Origin of the sequence: Kineococcus mangrovi, from assembly GCF_041320705.1 — a bacterium.
Classification (GTDB): domain Bacteria; phylum Actinomycetota; class Actinomycetes; order Actinomycetales; family Kineococcaceae; genus Kineococcus; species Kineococcus mangrovi.
Genome location: NZ_JBGGTQ010000001.1, coordinates 496,561 through 512,182, shown reverse-complemented (window position 1 = coordinate 512,182; position 15,622 = coordinate 496,561). Strand labels below are relative to the sequence as shown.

At 73.8% G+C, this 15,622-nt stretch carries 13 protein-coding genes and 1 pseudogene; 6 read left to right on the top strand and 8 right to left on the bottom strand.

What is annotated here, in order from left to right:
* Window positions 1-160: 160 nt before the first annotated feature.
* A pseudogene (locus AB2L28_RS02370) lies at window positions 161-377 on the bottom strand (YciI family protein); the annotation flags it as partial.
* On the bottom strand, window positions 326-2,614 hold the full coding sequence (locus tag AB2L28_RS02365) for a putative bifunctional diguanylate cyclase/phosphodiesterase (RefSeq protein ID WP_370717110.1): 2,289 nt from the start codon (window positions 2,612-2,614) through the stop codon (window positions 326-328). The gene AB2L28_RS02365 and the pseudogene AB2L28_RS02370, both read right to left, overlap by 52 nt.
* A gap of 120 nt (window positions 2,615-2,734) precedes the next feature.
* Between AB2L28_RS02365 and AB2L28_RS02360 the strand changes: the two genes are divergently transcribed.
* A complete protein-coding gene (locus AB2L28_RS02360; protein ID WP_370717109.1) occupies window positions 2,735-3,067 on the top strand; it encodes a hypothetical protein in 333 nt (110 codons plus the stop codon).
* A 155-nt stretch (window positions 3,068-3,222) separates the two neighbouring features.
* Here the strand turns inward: AB2L28_RS02360 and AB2L28_RS02355 are convergent, their stop codons facing one another.
* Both AB2L28_RS02355 and AB2L28_RS02350 read right to left on the bottom strand, forming a co-directional pair.
* Window positions 3,223-3,603, bottom strand: a complete 381-nt coding sequence (locus tag AB2L28_RS02355; protein ID WP_370717108.1) for a response regulator transcription factor — start codon at window positions 3,601-3,603, stop codon at window positions 3,223-3,225.
* A 115-nt stretch (window positions 3,604-3,718) separates the two neighbouring features.
* Window positions 3,719-4,594 (bottom strand): endo alpha-1,4 polygalactosaminidase, encoded by an 876-nt coding sequence (locus tag AB2L28_RS02350; RefSeq protein WP_370717107.1) that lies wholly within the window; start codon window positions 4,592-4,594, stop codon window positions 3,719-3,721.
* A gap of 34 nt (window positions 4,595-4,628) precedes the next feature.
* Here AB2L28_RS02350 and AB2L28_RS02345 point away from each other — a divergent pair, with 34 nt between their 5' ends.
* The 3 genes from AB2L28_RS02345 (at window position 4,629) to AB2L28_RS02335 (ending at window position 7,212) form a co-directional block, all read left to right on the top strand.
* Window positions 4,629-5,750: a hypothetical protein gene (locus AB2L28_RS02345; RefSeq protein ID WP_370717106.1), complete on the top strand. Its 1,122-nt coding sequence runs from the start codon at window positions 4,629-4,631 to the stop codon at window positions 5,748-5,750.
* Between the two features lie 108 nt (window positions 5,751-5,858).
* On the top strand, window positions 5,859-6,347 hold the full coding sequence (locus AB2L28_RS02340) for a DnaJ family domain-containing protein (protein WP_370717105.1): 489 nt from the start codon (window positions 5,859-5,861) through the stop codon (window positions 6,345-6,347).
* A gap of 10 nt (window positions 6,348-6,357) precedes the next feature.
* On the top strand, window positions 6,358-7,212 hold the full coding sequence (locus tag AB2L28_RS02335; RefSeq protein WP_370717104.1) for an LLM class flavin-dependent oxidoreductase: 855 nt from the start codon (window positions 6,358-6,360) through the stop codon (window positions 7,210-7,212).
* Window positions 7,213-7,215: 3 nt separating this feature from the next.
* On the opposite strand, the gene AB2L28_RS02330 is transcribed toward AB2L28_RS02335, so the two are convergent.
* From AB2L28_RS02330 to AB2L28_RS02315, 4 genes are read right to left on the bottom strand one after another with little or no spacing between them, the layout of a single operon-like run.
* Window positions 7,216-8,742 carry an alpha-N-arabinofuranosidase gene (locus AB2L28_RS02330; RefSeq protein ID WP_370717103.1) on the bottom strand — a complete coding sequence of 509 codons (1,527 nt, stop codon included), beginning with the start codon at window positions 8,740-8,742 and terminating at the stop codon, window positions 7,216-7,218.
* A 7-nt stretch (window positions 8,743-8,749) separates the two neighbouring features.
* Complete coding sequence (locus AB2L28_RS02325; protein ID WP_370717102.1) at window positions 8,750-9,658, bottom strand: carbohydrate ABC transporter permease; 909 nt, start codon at window positions 9,656-9,658, stop codon at window positions 8,750-8,752.
* 1 nt (window position 9,659) lies between these two features.
* Entirely contained in the window at window positions 9,660-10,601 is a 942-nt protein-coding gene (locus AB2L28_RS02320; protein WP_370717101.1) for a carbohydrate ABC transporter permease, read from the bottom strand.
* 37 nt (window positions 10,602-10,638) lie between these two features.
* Complete coding sequence (locus AB2L28_RS02315; protein ID WP_370717100.1) at window positions 10,639-12,006, bottom strand: extracellular solute-binding protein; 1,368 nt, start codon at window positions 12,004-12,006, stop codon at window positions 10,639-10,641.
* Between the two features lie 215 nt (window positions 12,007-12,221).
* On the opposite strand from AB2L28_RS02315, the gene AB2L28_RS02310 reads away from it, so the two are divergent.
* Together AB2L28_RS02310 and AB2L28_RS02305 are read left to right on the top strand one after the other, a co-directional pair.
* Window positions 12,222-14,063, top strand: a complete 1,842-nt coding sequence (locus AB2L28_RS02310) for a glycoside hydrolase family 2 protein (protein WP_370717099.1) — start codon at window positions 12,222-12,224, stop codon at window positions 14,061-14,063.
* Window positions 14,064-14,158: 95 nt separating this feature from the next.
* Window positions 14,159-15,613: a CAP domain-containing protein gene (locus AB2L28_RS02305; protein ID WP_370717098.1), complete on the top strand. Its 1,455-nt coding sequence runs from the start codon at window positions 14,159-14,161 to the stop codon at window positions 15,611-15,613.
* The last annotated feature ends 9 nt before the right edge of the window (window positions 15,614-15,622 follow it).

Sequence of the window (15,622 nt, the reverse complement as noted above, 5' to 3'; positions counted from 1 at the left end):
GCACTTCTCGTGCAGGTGCGCGGTGACGGCGGCATACCGGGGAGTCGTCCAGGCGTAGGAGCTCGTCGCAACACTCGACGATCTGCACCCGGTCGGTCTCCTTCGCCCGGCTGGCGTCGGCGTGCAGCGCCGCGTCCCACCGGCTGTGGTCTTGCTCCGCCGGTGGCCGGCCCTCGCCGTCGTAGCGCACCCACGCCCCGGTCGGGGCCAGGGCCTGCCCGTCGACGTGCTCCCCGCTCGCCCGCAGGCGCTCGGCGAACTCGTCCACGTACCGCAAGGTGGGCGCTGACCTCCTCCGGCGTCCAGCGGTCCACCGGGACGTCGTTCACGCCCTGCGGTGCGCCGCGGTAGTGCTCGAGCAGCAGGTGCTCGGCCACCTGCGGTCTCCCTCGTCGAGCCCCGCCGGCGACCCGGTGGCCGCCGCGCACCCCGGGGTCGGAGCCGGCCGGGCGTCCTCGACACCCTGGTCGCGCAGGACGGCGGCGGGGACCCCCTGCCGGGCCTGCAGCCAGCGCAGGAACTCCGCCGCGGGCACGGGGCGGCTGTGCAGGTACCCCTGGGACTCGTCGCAGCCGAGCTCGCGCAGCAGGTCCAGCGTCGCCGGGTCCTCCACGCCCTCGGCGACCACGCGCAGCCCGAGGTGGTGGGCCAGTTCGACGGTCCCCGCCACGATGGCGGCGATGCGCTCGTCGGCCAGGGCGCGCGAGGTGAACGTGCGGTCGATCTTCAGCTCGTCGGCGGGCAGGTTCGCGAGGTAGGCGAGGGAGGAGTACCCCGTCCCGAAGTCGTCGATGCTGAGGCAGAACCCGCGCGCGGTGATCTCCTGGCAGGTCGTGAGCGCGCGGTCGGGGTCGTTCATGAGGGACGTCTCGGTCACCTCGACGACGACGCGCTCGGGGTCGGCGCCGCCGGCCACGAGCTCGTCGAGCAGCGTCAGCAGCCCGGGGTCGGACAGGTGCGTGCTCGAGAGGTTGAACGACAGCCGCAGGTCGTGGCCGGTGGCCCGCCACCGGGCGAGGTCGGCGACGGCGCGGCGGGCCACGAGGGCGGTGAGGGCGGGCATGAGCCGCCGCTCCTCCAGCACGTCGAGGAACGCGCCCGGCGCGAGCAGACCCAGGCGGGGGTGCTGCCAGCGCACGAGGGCCTCCACGCCGACGACGTCGCCGGCGCCGGTCGCCGACACCTGCGGTTGGTAGTGGACCTCGAACTGCCCGGCGGCCTCGGCCGGGGCGTCCGGGCCGAGGGCCAGGTGCAGGTCGTCGGACAGGGCCAACCGCTGCCGCCACGCGCGGTCGGCGGCGTCGTCGTGGAGGGCCACGCCCTGCCCCGTCGACTTCGCCGCGTACATCGCGGCGTCGGCCCGGCGCAGGAGCTCGGTGCCGGACAACGGGTCGGCGCCCGTGGAGGTCGCCACGCCCACGCTGGCACCGACCTCGATCGCGGTGAGCAGGGAGCTCGCGACGGCCACGGCCTCCTCAGCGCCGCAGCCGGGCACGATGGCGGCGAACTCGTCACCGCCGAGACGGGCGAGCAGCGCGCCGGGGGGCAGCGCCCCCTCCAGCCGGACGGCGGTCGCGGCGAGCAGTTCGTCCCCCACGGCGTGCCCGTGCTGGTCGTTGACCTCCTTGAACCGGTCGAGGTCGAGGAGCAGCACGCCGAAACCCGCACCGCTGTGCGACTGCTGACCGAGGCGGAGCAGGAACTCGCGGCGGTTGGCCAGCCCCGTCAGGTCGTCGGTGCCGGCCTGCCGGCGGGCCCGGTCGTGGTCGGCGAGGTCGCGGACCAGACGCACGAGCCGCACGGAGGAGCCGGCGATCGCGGCGGTGCCCAGGCCCAGCGCCCAGTGGGTCGGGGCCACGTGCAGACCGGCCCCGGCGACGGCGACGAGGCCGAGCACGAGGCCCACCGAGCTCGCGGCGGGCACCGCCACGCTCGTCGGGTGCTCGCGGACGACCTGCTTGGGGCGCAGCAGCGACAGGCCGCCGAAGGCCGCGGCGAGCAGGACCCACCCGGCCCAGGCGGCGAGGATCACGCCGGTGCGGGGGCCGAGGACGACGAACAGCACCTGGGTGAGGAGCACGTAGAGCACGGTCAGGGCGACGGCCCGGGCCCGGCCGCGGACCTCCCGCGGCATCCGCCACGCGGCGAGGACCAGCGCACCGAGGAGGAGCACGCAGGAGGACACGTGCAGCCAGCGCAGCTGGACGATCAGCCCGGCGAGCCCGTGGGGGACCTCGACGGCGAGGTTGAGGACCCCCGCGAGGCCGAGGATGCAGCTGAGGCCCACGAGCCAGTCCACCCGGCCGGCCGGCCGGGACTTCTCCCGCAGCTGCATCCAGGTGGCCACGCCCCGGTACAGGTGGAAGCTGGCCAGCGTGCTCGTGAGCCGCAGGGGCAGGACCAGCCACAGACCGCTGGACCCGACGCGGCTGCCGCCCACCACGACGACCGACTCCAGGACGCTCGCGCCGGTCAGCAGGGCGAAGGCGGTGACGTAGTGCCGCCACACGGGGCGCGCGACGGTCTCCCGGCGCATCCGGCGCACGAGCAGCACGAGGGCGCCGGCGATGGCGAGCGTGCGCAGCACGATGAGCACGGACAGCAGGTGCAGCACGCGACGCTCCTTCCGGGGGGTGGGGCAGCTCTCGTCCGGTCCTCGGCAGACCGGCGGGTCCTCGTGATCGCCCGAACGGGTCGGGGTGCGGGATCGGGCCCGGTCCAGCACGCTTCCGGGGTGAGTGAGCACGAGCAGAGGAACGCGGAAGCCGAGCACGAGGAGGCGGGTGCCTGGGGTGGCACCGGGTACGTGCGCAGGGAACCGGACCCGGTGGTGGTGCGCTGGTGGCAGGCGCTGCCGGAGGCGACGCGGGTGGAGCTGGCGGGCCTGCGCCCGGGGCAGGTCCTGCCGCGGGAGGCGGCGCGGGCGCTGCACGAGATCGGGGTCGTGTCCCCGGAGGTGGTGGTGACCGAGGACGGTCGCCGGGTGCGACGGGGGATCGCCTCGCGGGACGTGGTCTCGACGGTCCTGCTGGCCCGTCTGAACCACTCGGAGCGCCGGCTCGTCTGACCCCGCGCCACGCGGCACCCGGGGTGCCGGACCCCGGGTCCCGTGCCGTCGCCGGCCGCGGCGGTCTTCCGGCGTGCCTGGACGGTCCGTGTCCCGAGCGCCCGGGGAGGATCACGGGGAGGCGCGCGCGGTGGTCCCGCCGACGGGTGCCGTCCTCACAGCAGACCGTCCTGCCGGGCACGTTCCACGGCCGCCCGGGTGCTCGAGACCCCGAACTTCCGTCGTGCTCCCACGAGGTGCTGGCTCACCGTGTTGACGGCCACCCCGAGCACCGCGGCGGTCTCCGCCGCCGTCAGGCCCGTCCCCACCAGTCGCAGCGCCTGCTCCTCCCGCGGGGTCAGGCGCACCGCGCGGGAAGCGTCCACGACGTCGGGGACACCGGGGTGCAGGCGGGTGAGGCGGTCGAACGTCTCCTCGGTGAGGCAGACCAGGGGCGTGCCGTCGACCACGAACCGGACCACGCCCTCGGCCCTGGCCCGGGTGGCCAGGTCGTCCAGACCCACCGCGCCGTGGCCGTGCTCGCCGTGCGGATCCATCGCGCCACCGCTCCTGCTCGGTCCAGGCCGTCGTCGGACGCTACCTTCGCGGCCGCTGACGGGCAAACCTCCCCGGCTCCGGGCGGCGTGGACGGGCCCCGGGGCAGGACGCGGCTCAGCAGTGGTCGAACTCGTACCCGGGGACCCCGCGGGGCAGCAGTTCCCGGTCGCGGTAGACGACCGACACCTCGCCCCCGCGCGCGGCGCAGGCCGCCTCGAACGGTTCTCGGCCGTCGTCGGAGTACTCGACCTCGATGACGCGGTCGCCGTGGACGGCCGTGTAGTCGTCGCACTCGGCGTACAGCTCGCAGCTCTCGGCCACGGCGAAGTCGAACCCCGCCGCGCGGGCCTGCTCGGCCGTCGTCTCGGCGGTGTTCTTCTGCGCGTAGGCCAGCCCCCGCGCGTGCGCCCGCGCCGACAGCAGCGCCGAGTACGCGTAGGCGTCCGCCATCGTCAGGGCGCCGTCGCTGCGGGTCGCCGAGTCCAGGTTGTCCGCCTCGACGGCCTCGAACCCGGCGTCCGCGCAGCCGTCGATCCACGCCCCGACGACGTCGGCGAGCGCGGCGCGCTTGCCGGCCGTGGAGGTGTCCAGGAGGAGCTCCCCGGGCCAGCCGGGGTCCTCGACGGGGCTGCCGTCCACGCGCAGCAGCAGGTCCGGGTGCTCGCGCAGCCAGTCGTCCGTCTCGTCCGGCTGGGTCTGGAAGGCGTTGACGTAGCAGACCGAGTACAGCCCGGCGGCCGGTTCGGCCGTGCGGTCGCGCACGACGAGGCGCACGTCGTCCGCCGGGGGGTAGGGACCGCCGAGCTGGTAGTCGGCGACGACGCCCGGCGGGGGCGGGGTCACCCGTGGGCTCGTGCTCGCGCTCGGGGTCGCGCTCGTGCTCGCGCTCGGTGAGCTGGTCGGGGCGGGACCGGACGACGGGCCGGGGGGTGCGGTGCTCGTGCAGGAGGTGAGGAGCAGCAGGGCCACGGCCGGCCACGTCGTGCGCACGAACCCATCCTGCCCGCCGTCTACGCTCAGGACGGTGCCCAAGAAGAAGAAGCCGCGCGGCCACCCGGCCCGTCAGCCCGCCGCCGGGAACCAGCTCTCGCCCCTGCGGGCCGGCGGTCGCGTCCTGGGCGACCTGCAGGTGCCGTTCCGGCGGTTCCTCGAGGCCGAGCGCGCCGAGGACGGCGAGCAGGACCCCGGCGAGCTGCCCGGGGAGGTGCCGGTGGAGGACGTCGAGGCCCGGCTCATGGAATCGCTCGGCTGGCTCGTCCTGAGCCTGGAGGCCGACCTCGGCCCGGCCGCCGCGCGCGAGTTCGACCCCGCGGACCTCGCCGAGCTGTTCACCGGGATCGTGCCCGCCGTCGCCGAGCACAACGGCCTGGACCCGCAGGAGCTCGTCGACGAGACGCGGCTCGCGTGGACGTCGTACCTGATGTTCCTCGGGGAGACCGAGCAGTGGTCCGCCGAACCGGAGCAGCTGGCCGACTGCCTCGACGTCGCCTCCGGCGGGGTGGGCGGTGCGCTCGCGGGGCGGGGCAGCGTCCTGGACGCGCTGCAGGCCGCCGAGGCCGCCGTGCTCCCGGCCGACCGGCTGGCGGACCTGCAGGCCCTCGACGTCGTCGCCGCCTTCCTCGCCGGGCTCGACGAGCTCGCCGGCGGGGTGGACCTGGCCGGGGCCGAGCTGCCCGACGGCCCGGCCGCCGAGGTGCTGCGCTCCCGCCTCACCGACGTCCCCGAGGTCGACCCGGTCGCCCTGCTGCTGGACCTGTTCGCCGACGGGGTGCTCGTCGTCGAGGGTGGCCGCGCCGTCGTGCCGGAGGCCACCGACCCCGACCGCCGCTACCGGGTCGCCACGTTCTTCCTGGCCTCGCTCGTCACCGGCGTGCTGGCCGCGTGCCCGTCGCCGGCGGCGATCGTCGCGGCGCTGTCGGTCGTCACGAGCGCCGTCCTGCAGCCCATGACGGCCGGGGAGGTCCGCTCCTCCCTGGAGGAGACGGGGGAGGAGTCCGAACTGCCCGCGGCGCTGGCGGTCGTCCGGCGCCTGGTCGACCTCGGCGTGCTGTCCCCGGTGGAGCCGTGGGCCGCCCGGCCGGGCACCGCGGGGGCCGTGCTCGACGTCGTGGAGGGGTTCTTCCGGCCGGAGGACGGGCAGGGGTAGGGCCGGGCCCGGGCGGCCGCTGCCGCGCCCGGTCGGTCGTCGCCGCGGTCCGCGCCGGGCGCGGTGCCGAGAACGCGGCGGGCGCCGGTGCGGGTTAGCGTCGCAGGCGTGAGCACGGGCGGACGCAAACCGTTCGGCACCTCCTTCGAGGACTGGGTCGAGCGGCAGGTGAGGGAGGCGCACGAGCGCGGTGACTTCTCGAACCTGCCCGGTGCCGGCAAACCCCTGGCCGGGCTGGACCGGGAGTTCTCCGCCGAGCAGTGGGCCGCGGACAAGGCCCGCCGCGAGGGGTTCGACGTCAGCGCCATGCTGCCGCCCCCGCTGGCGCTGCGCCGCGAGCGCGAGGTCCTGCTGCGCGACGTCCACCAGCTCGTCTCCGAGGCCGCGGTGCGCGCCGTCGCCGGCGACTTCAACGACCGCGTCCGCGAGCTGTACCGGCGACCGGCGGACGGGCCGCTCGTGGTCGTGGGGCTGCTGGACCCGGACGTCCTCGTGGGGCAGTGGCTCGCGGCCCGGCCGGCCCCGCCCGAGCCCGTGGCGGCACCGGAACCCCGGCCCCGCCGGTGGACCCGCCGGTGGTGGCGGCGCCGGGGCTAGCGTGCGGGGGGTGGACCTCTCCTGCGTCGTGCTCAACGACCTGCACCCGCACGCCTTCGCCGACACCGCCCGGACCGCCGAGGACGGCGGGGTCCGGACCGTCTTCAGCTACGACCACCTCTCCTGGCGGGACCTGCGCGACGGCCCCTGGTACGCCGCCGTGCCCCTGCTGGCGGCCGCCGCGACCGCGACGGACCGGGTCCGCCTGGGCACGCTCGTGGCGTCGCCGAACTACCGCCACCCGGTGACGTTCGCCGCCGAGGTCATGACGCTGGACCAGCTCTCGGGCGGCCGCGTCGAGCTGGGGGTGGGGGCGGGGACGTCCGCGCACGACGCGTCGGTCCTCGGGGTGCCGCCGTTGACGCCGCGCGAGCGGCAGGACCGTTTCGAGGAGTGGACGCTGCTGCTGCGCACGCTGCTGTCGCAGCGGGTCACCGACGTGCGGGGGGAGCGCTACACCGCGCACGACGCGCGGAACGTCCCCGGTCCGGTCGCCGGGGTGCCGCTGACGGTGGCGGCCGCCGGACCCCGCGGGATGCGCTTCGCCGCCGGGCTCGGTCAGGGGTGGGTCACCTACGGGGAGGGCGAACCCGCGCCCGGGGACGGGGCGCAGGAGGCGATCGACCGGTTCACGGCGCCGATCGCGCGGTTCGCCGCGCTGGGTGGAGCGGGGGACGTGCGCCGGGTGGCGCTGCTCGGCCTCGACGAGCGCGGCGCGTACGCGGACTGGCCGCGGTTCGCGACGGCGCTCGCCGAGGCCGGCTACGACGAGGTGTGCGTGCACTGGCCGCGCCCGGACGGCAGGGGGCTGCCGTCCGGGGCGCTGGCCGGGGTCCTGCGGACCCGTGAGCTCACGACGGTCTGAGGCTCACGAGAGCGTGAGCTCGACCGTCGCGAACGAGTGCGGCGGCAGGTCGACGACGAGGGTGTCGCCCTCGCGCCGGGCGCCGTCGAACTGCGCGGGGGCGACGGCGTCCGGTGCCTCCACCGTGTTGTGCGCCTGGACCGAGGGGGCCGCGAGCACCCGGGCGCGGGCGACCTCCCAGACCTTGCCGCGCAGGGCCAGCCGCACCGTGGCCGGGCCGTCGACGTCGAGGTTGGTGAGGGAGACCAGGGCCGAACCGTCCTTGGAGCTGACCGTCGTGGTCAGCGTCCGGTAGGACCCCTGCTCGCCCTCGTACGCCGCGTCCGCCGACCTCACCTGGACGGGGTGGGACGTGGCGTCCTGGTGCCCCGCGTTCATGGCGAACACGTGGTACGTGGGCGTGAGGACCATCCGCGCACCGTCGGTGAGGACCATGGCCTGCAGCACGTTCACCGTCTGCGCGATGTTGGCCATGACCAGCCGGCGGGCGTTCTCGTGGAACACGTCGAAGTGCAGACCGGCCACGAGGGCGTCCCGCAGGGTGTTCTGCTGGAACAGGAACCCGGGGTTGGTGCCGGGCTCGACGTCCCACCAGGTGCCCCACTCGTCGCAGACGAGCCCCACGGCGGCCTCGGGGTCGTAGGCGTCCATGACCCGCACGTGGCCGCGGACGATCTCGTCGATGCGCCAGGCCCGGACCATGGTCTCGTGGTACTCGGCGGCGGTGAACTCCGTCGCCGAGCCCTTGTGCTGCCAGTCGTCGCTGGCGTGCGTGTAGTAGTGGAACGACAGGGCCTGCCAGCCGTTGTGCTTGGGCGTGCGGGCCGGGCCGCCCAGGCTGCTGATCGACTTCATCAGCGTCTCGGTCCAGTGGTAGTCGTCCCGGTTCGGTCCGGCCGCGATGCGGTACAGCTCGTTGCCGTCGTGGTTGCGGCAGTACGTCGCGAACTGCGCCGCGAGCTGGGTGTACTGCTCGGCGGTCATGTTGCCGCCGCAGCCCCAGTTCTCGTTGCCGATGCCCCAGAAGGGCACCTTCCACGGCTCGGACCGGCCGTGCTCCCGGCGCAGCCGGGACATCGGGGCGTCCCCGGACCGGGTGAGGTACTCGATCCAGTCGCTCATCTCGGCGACCGTGCCGGAGCCGACGTTGCCCGACACGTACGGGTCGGCGCCGAGCAGCTCGCACAGCCGCATGAACTCGTGCGTGCCGAAGGAGTTGTCCTCGACGACGTCACCCCAGTGGGTGTTGACCATCGAGGGGCGCTCCTCGCGCGGGCCGACGCCGTTCATCCAGTGGTACTCGTCGGCGAAGCAGCCGCCCGGCCAGCGCAGGTTCGGGACGGCGATGTCCTTCAGGGCCTGCACGACGTCGTCGCGGATGCCTCCGGAGTTCTGGATCTCGGAGTCCTCCCCGACCCAGAACCCCTCGTAGATGCAGCGGCCGAGGTGCTCGGCGAAGTGCCCGTAGAGGTGGCGGTTGATGGTGGCTCCGGAGACGTCGAGGTCGACGACTCCATCGAGTGTTGTCACGGGTGGTTCAGCCCTTCAGACCGGTTCCGGCCACACCTTCGACGATGCGGCGCTGGAAGATGACGAACAGGACGACCAGCGGCAACGCGCCCAGGATGGTGCTGGCCTGGATGTCGGAGAACCGCTGCCCGAAGGAGCCCTGGACGGTGGCCAGGCCCACGGGGATGGTCATGAGGTCGGGGTTGGACAGGACGAACAGCGGCAGGATGAGGTTGTTCCAGACGCCCACGAACGTGACGATCGCCATCGCGGACAGGACCGGACGCGACAGGGGCATGATGACCGAGCGGTAGATGCGCCAGTTCGACGCGCCGTCCAGCCGGGCGGCCTCCTCCAGCTCCTTGGGGAGCCCGTCGAAGAACTGCTTGAAGACGAACAGCGCGATGACGCTGGAGACCTGCGGGAAGATGACCGCCCAGTAGGTGTTGAGCAGGCCCACCGAGTTCAGCAGCTGGAAGATCGGGATGATCAGCACGTCGGCCGGGACCATGATCCCGGCCAGTAGCAGCACGAAGACGACGTTGCGGCCGCGGAAGCGCATCCGGGAGATCGCGAACGCCGCCATCGAGGCGAAGGTCACGACGAGCGCCGCGGACAGGGTCGAGGTGATGAAGCTGGCCAGGTACCAGTTCCACAGGTCACCGCCGCCCAGCAGGGACGAGTAGGACGCCAACGTCGGGTTGAGGTCGCGCAGGATCGCCTGGGTGCCCAGGGCGGACACCGCGTTGGCGGTGAAGGAGGTCTTGATCGCCCACAGGCTGGGGATCAGCCAGATGACGGCGCAGACCGCGAGGAGGACCCCGGCCACGCGGTTGAAGTTCTTGCCGCCGTTGGTGCCGACCCGGCCCGCTCGACGTGGCGGCGCTGCGGCCGAGATGCCGGAACGGCGGCTGCCGGGGACGTCCGTGGTCGCCATGTCAGGCTCCCTTCTGCTGAGCGCGCTCGACGAGCTGGCGGATCACGGCGATGGTCACGATGACCAGGAAGAGCAGGAACGAGGCCGCGGCCGCCGCGCCGATGCGGTAGTCGGTGAAACCGGTGTCGGTGATGAAGAGCAGGGCGGTGCGGGTGCTGGTGCCCGGGCCCCCGTTGGTCATGAGGTAGACCTGGTCGAAGATCTTCAGGCTGGCGATGATCTGCAGCAGCAGGACGAGCGTCGTCGTGCGGCTCAGCAGCGGGATCGTGAGGTGCCGGATCTGCTGCCACGGGGTCGCGCCGTCGATCGCGGCGGCTTCGTACAGCTCGCGGGGGATGTCCTGCAGACCGGCCAGGTAGAGGATGAAGTTGAAGCCGATCGTCCACCACACGGTCGCGACCGCGATGCCGACCATGGCGATGCTCGGTGTCCCCAGGACGGGCGTCGGCGTGTCGTCGCCGAACCACTTCTGCACCGTCGCCCACAGCCCGGTGTCCGCGGTGTAGATGAACACCCAGATCAGGGAGATCGCGGCCGAGGGGAGGATGTAGGGGGTGAAGAAGGCGAGCCGCCAGAACGTCTGCCCGCGCGGCATCCGGTTGGCCAGGACGGCGAAGACGAACGACAGGACCACCAGCGGGGGCACCGTGTACAGCGTGAACTGCAGGGTGTGCCACATCGAGGACCAGAAGGCGCTCGACTGCACGAGCGAGGCGTAGTTCTCCAGGCCGATGAAGTTGCCCAGGCCGCTCTTGACGATGGAGGCGTCGAAGAAGCTCGCGACGAACATGTAGAGCGCCGGGCCGAACAGGAAGCAGAGGTAGAAGAACGCGAACGGGGCGATGAACAGCCAGGCCGAGCGTTGCCGGCCTCCGGCCGCACCCGCGTCACGGCTCGGGGTGGTCGGGACAGCCGGCTGTGCGCCGACGGTGTGTGCACTCATCGGTGGTCGTCTCCAGGGGCGGGGGCGGGCGGGGTCGTCACAGCGGGTTCGGGGTGTTCGCGTAGGTCTCCAGCGTCGAGCGGATGCTGGCGACCGCGGCCTGCGGGGTCGTGAGCCCCTGCTGCACCAACCCGACGGTCGAACCCACCACGGTCTCGAAGTTCGACCCCGAGCCGGAGTACCAGGCGGCCGGGTCGTAGACGGCGTAGTCGACCGTGTCGGCGTAGCTCGACTGGGGCTCGATGGCCCGGTACCCGGGACTGTCGTAGATCGGCAGGTACGTGGGGACGTGCCCGCCCTCGGCCCAGGTGATCCCCTGGTCGAGCATCGACTTGACGAACCCCATGGCGCGCTGGAGCTGCTCGGTCGAGCGCTCCATGCGCGGGAGGATGAAGGCGTGCGAGTCCGCCTGCACGGCCGGGGTGTCGTAGAGCGTGGGGAAGGCCGTCATGCCGAAGTCCAGGCCCTCGATGCTCTGGGCGGTCGTCACCTCCCACTCCCCGTTCATGAAGAACGCGGACCGGCCGGTGAACATGAGGGTCTCGGCGCCGGGCGTGTCGACGGTCGCCGGCATGAGCCCCTTCTCCACCCAGCTGCGCATCGTCGCCAGGGTGTCGGTCGCCAGGGCGTCGTCCATGGTCACCGACAACCCGTCGTCGTCGATGAGGGGTGTGCTGCCGTCCCGCTGGTGGTAGAGGGTGCTGAAGAAGCGCCAGTTGTTCGAGTCGTCGGCCACCGTGGCCGTCGTCGCCCCGAACCCGCCGGAGGCCTCCTTGCCCGCCGTCAGCGCGTCCTCCCAGCCCTGCACCCCCTGGATCGGGGCCAGGAGCCCGTCCGGGCCGAGGAGACCGGCGGCACGGCACACGTCGGTGTTGTAGAAGAGGACCCAGGGGTGGGTGTCCATCGGGATGGCGTAGACCGTGCCCTCGTACTGCGAGGCCTCCCACGCCGTCTGGCTGAAGTCGTCGGCCGACAGGCCGGCGAGGGCCAGCACCTCGTCGGTGATCGGTTCCAGCAGGCCCGCCGCCGCGAGGTTCGAGGCCCGGGTCAGGTGGGAGACCGCGACGTCCGGCGGCTTGTTCCCCAACGTGGCCAGCGACACCTTCGTGTAGTAGGGGTTGCCCCAGGCGAAGGTGGCGGCGACGAGGGAGTCCGCGCTGCCCTGCTGGCGGCGGTACTCGTCCAGCATGGTCTGCAGCCGGGCGCCGTCGCCGCCCCCGAAGAGGTTCCAGAAGGTGACGGTCCCGGGGTTCAGCTGCGTGCCGGCCAGGCCGGCGGCCAGCGGGGAACCGCAGCCCGCGGTGCCGGCGACCAGGCCGAGGCCCCCGGCGGCGAGCCCGCCGCGCAGGAGGGAGCGTCGGCTGAGGGGGCTGCTGGGCCCCGGTGTCGGGGGATGACTGTTCACGCGTGTCCGTCCCTGCCGTCGTTGGCGGTCGGTGGTCACCGGGTGGCGGCACCGGCTGGTCGAGAACCGAGAACCGCTCTGTCCCGATCAGTGCTGCGGAACTTAGCACGCGTTTGCAACGCTGCATAGCTTCGTGCGACCTCACGCTTGCAACGATGTACGGACGTCGGTGAGACTGGCCGGGCAGCGACACCGTCATCGACGAGGAGACGTCCGTGCCCGACACCCCGCGCCCCGAGCACCCCCGGCCCTCGGTGGTCCGCGCCGACTGGTCGACCCTCAACGGTCCCTGGGAGTTCGAGGTGGACGCGGGGGACTCCGGGCTCGAGCGCGGCCTGCGCGACCGGCCGCTGGCCGGCACCATCACCGTCCCGTTCGCCCCGGAGTCGGAGCTGTCCGGCGTCGGCGCCACCGACTTCCTGTCGGCCGTCTGGTACCGGCGCACGTTCACCGTCCCGCCCGGGTGGGCCGGGCGCCGCACGCTGCTGCACTTCGGTGCCGTCGACCACGACGCGACGGTGTGGGTGGACGGGGTGGAGGTCGTCCGGCACCGCGGCGGTTTCACGCCCTTCACCGCCGACCTCGGCCACCGCAGCGGCGAGGTGGGCATCGTCGTGCGGGCCCGCGACGACCGGCACGGGCCGCAGGCCCGCGGCAAGCAGTCCACCCGCTACGAGAACCACGAGTGCCTCTACACCCGGACGACCGGGATCTGGCAGACCGTCTGGGCCGAACCCGTGCCCGACGTGTCCCTGGCCCGGCCCCGCATCACCCCGGACGTGGCCGGCTCGACGTTCCACCTCGAGCAGCCGCTGCGCCGCAGCGGGACGGGGACGGTGGGGGACCGCGCGGGCTGGACGCTGCACGCGCAGGTCCGCGACGGTGCGGGCGTCGTGGCCGAGGCGAGCGTGCGCGCCGACCTGGACCTCTCACCCCGCCTGACCCTGCCGGTGCCCGCCGACCGCGTGCGGCTGTGGGGACCGGGCGACCCGCACCTGTACGACGTCACGATCACCCTGACCGACGCGGCCGGGGAGGTGGTGGACACCGTCGAGACGTACGCGGGCCTGCGGTCGGTGAGCATCGACGGCGAGGCCGTCCTGCTCAACGGCCGGCCGGTGTTCCAGCGCCTCGTGCTCGACCAGGGGTACTACCCCGACGGGATCATGACCGCCCCGAGCGACGAGGCGCTGCGCCGCGACGTCGAACTGGCCCTGGCGGCGGGGTTCAACGGCGCCCGGTTGCACCAGAAGGTGTTCGAGGAGCGGTTCCTGTTCCACGCCGACCGGCTCGGGTACCTCGTGTGGGGGGAGTTCGGCGACTGGGGCGCGGTCGAGGAGGGCACCTCCGAGCGCGGCGAGCACCAGCGCCCGACGCCGAACTTCGTCAGCCAGTGGCTGGAGGCCCTCGAACGCGACCACTCCCACCCCTCGATCGTGGGGTGGTGCGGGCTCAACGAGACGCGCCAGCCGCTCACCGACCGCGGGCAGGTGCTGGACGACGTGACCCGGGCGATGTTCCTCGCCGCGAAGGCCATGGACACCTCCCGCCCGGTGCTGGACGCCTCCGGCTACTCCCACCGCGTCCTGGAGTCCGACGTGTGGGACTCGCACAACTACACGCAGGACCCGGCCCGGTTCGCCCGCGAGGTGTCGGGCCTGGCCGTGGGGCAGCCCGACACCAACCACGGCGCCCACGGCGAACCCTGGTCCCTGCCCTACCAGGGGCAGCCGTGGTTCTGCAGCGAGTTCGGCGGGATCTGGTGGCGGCCCGACGTGGCGGCGAGCGACCCCGACGTCGACCGCGGTGCCGCGTCCTCGTGGGGCTACGGCGAGCCGCCGCGCACCGAGGAGGAGTTCCACCACCGCTTCGAGGGGCTGACCGGGGTCCTGCTGGACGACCCGCTGGTGTTCGGCTACTGCTACACGCAGCTGACCGACGTCTTCCAGGAGCAGAACGGGATCTACTCCTTCGACCGGTCCACCAAGCTCGACGTCGACCGCGTCCGGGCGGCCCAGCAGCGACGCGCGGCGATCGAGGGACCCGCGCAGGCGTAGCGCAGGTGGTCACGGGGGGTGACGGCGGCTCGCCCGGGAGGAGGCACCCCGGGCGGGCTCTGTCGTGACCGCGGTGCGGGGACGACACCTCCTGGGTGACCAGGCTGACCCCGCGCCGCTCCCGGCTCGCCCCCGTGCTGGCGCCCGTGCTCGCCGCCCTCGTGGCGCTGCCGTGCGCAGGCGTGGCCGTCGACGTGGCGACCGCCGCGCCCGCCGCCGCGGCCGGACCCGTCCAGGTGCTGCAGCCGGTCGTCCCGGCGCCGACCCAGCAGCAGCAGATCTTCGACGGCCTCAACCGCGAGCGCGCGGCCGTCGGGGCCCCGGCGCTGACGCTGGACCCCACGCTGGCGACCGTCGCCCAGGACTGGGCCGACGTGCTCGGCCAGGGCGACGGCATGAAGCACAACCCGGACCTCGGCAGGCTGCTGTCCGACTTCCCCCGGTGGGGCGAGATCGTCGCGACCGCCGACATGGGCAACGCCGACACCCGCGGCCTGGAGAACGGCGACCTCGCCGTCGACACCTGGATGAAGTCCGACCCGCACCGCGCCGTGCTGCAGGACCCGCAGTACACCGCCGTCGGCATCGGGCTCGTCTACACGACGCTGTTCTCCCGCGGCCGGACCGTCTGGCGCTCCTACTGGGTGGCCGACTTCGGCTCCCCGCGCCGCACGCCGCTGGTGGCGCAGAACCCCGACGGCTCGCGCAGCTACGCCGGTGTCCCCGTCAAGGGCGCGATCCTGCAGACCTACACCGCGGCGGGCGCGAACGGCGGCTACCTCGGCCTGCCGGTGGGACGCGAGCTCGGCCCGCTGCGCGGCGGCGGTTACGGCCAGCACTTCGCCGGCGGGTCGGTGTACTGGAGCGCGGCGTCGGGAGCGGCCGCGGTGCGCGGCGCCATCCGTGAGCGCTGGGCCGCCCTCGGCTGGGAGAACGGCTGGCTGGGGTACCCCACGGGCGCCGAGTTCGGCGTCCGGGGCGGGGTCGCGCAGCGGTTCCAGGGCGGGACCGTCTACTGGTCGGCGGCCACCGGGGCGCAGGCCCTCGGCGGCGCGGTGCTCGCCGGGTACGGCGCGACCGGCTGGGAGACCGGGGCGCTCGGCTTCCCCACGACCACGTCGGCCGCGCTGCCCGCGGGCTCCTTCGCGCACTTCCAGAACGGCTCGGTGTACGCCGGCCCCGCCGGCACGCACGTCGTCGCCGGCGCCGTCCGGGACGCCTGGGCCGCGCAGGGCTGGGAGGGCGGGGGCCTGGGCTACCCGAGCTCGGGGTGGTTCGGCGGGCTCGTCGGGGGTGGCGGCGGGCAGCACTTCACCGGCGGCTCGGTGTACTCCTCCCCGGCCGCGGGCACGCACGCCGTCCCGGCCGCGGTCCGCGACGCGTGGGCCGCGCGCGGCTGGGAGGGCGGGACCCTCGGCTACCCCGTCTCCGACGTCCGCGTCAGCGGTGGCGCGCTGGTGCAGGACTTCCAGGGCGGGCAGGTCAGCGTCCGCAGCGGGACCGCGCAGGTCCGCACCCTCTCCGTGGAACGGACCCGGCGCGCGCGCTAGCCTCCGGGG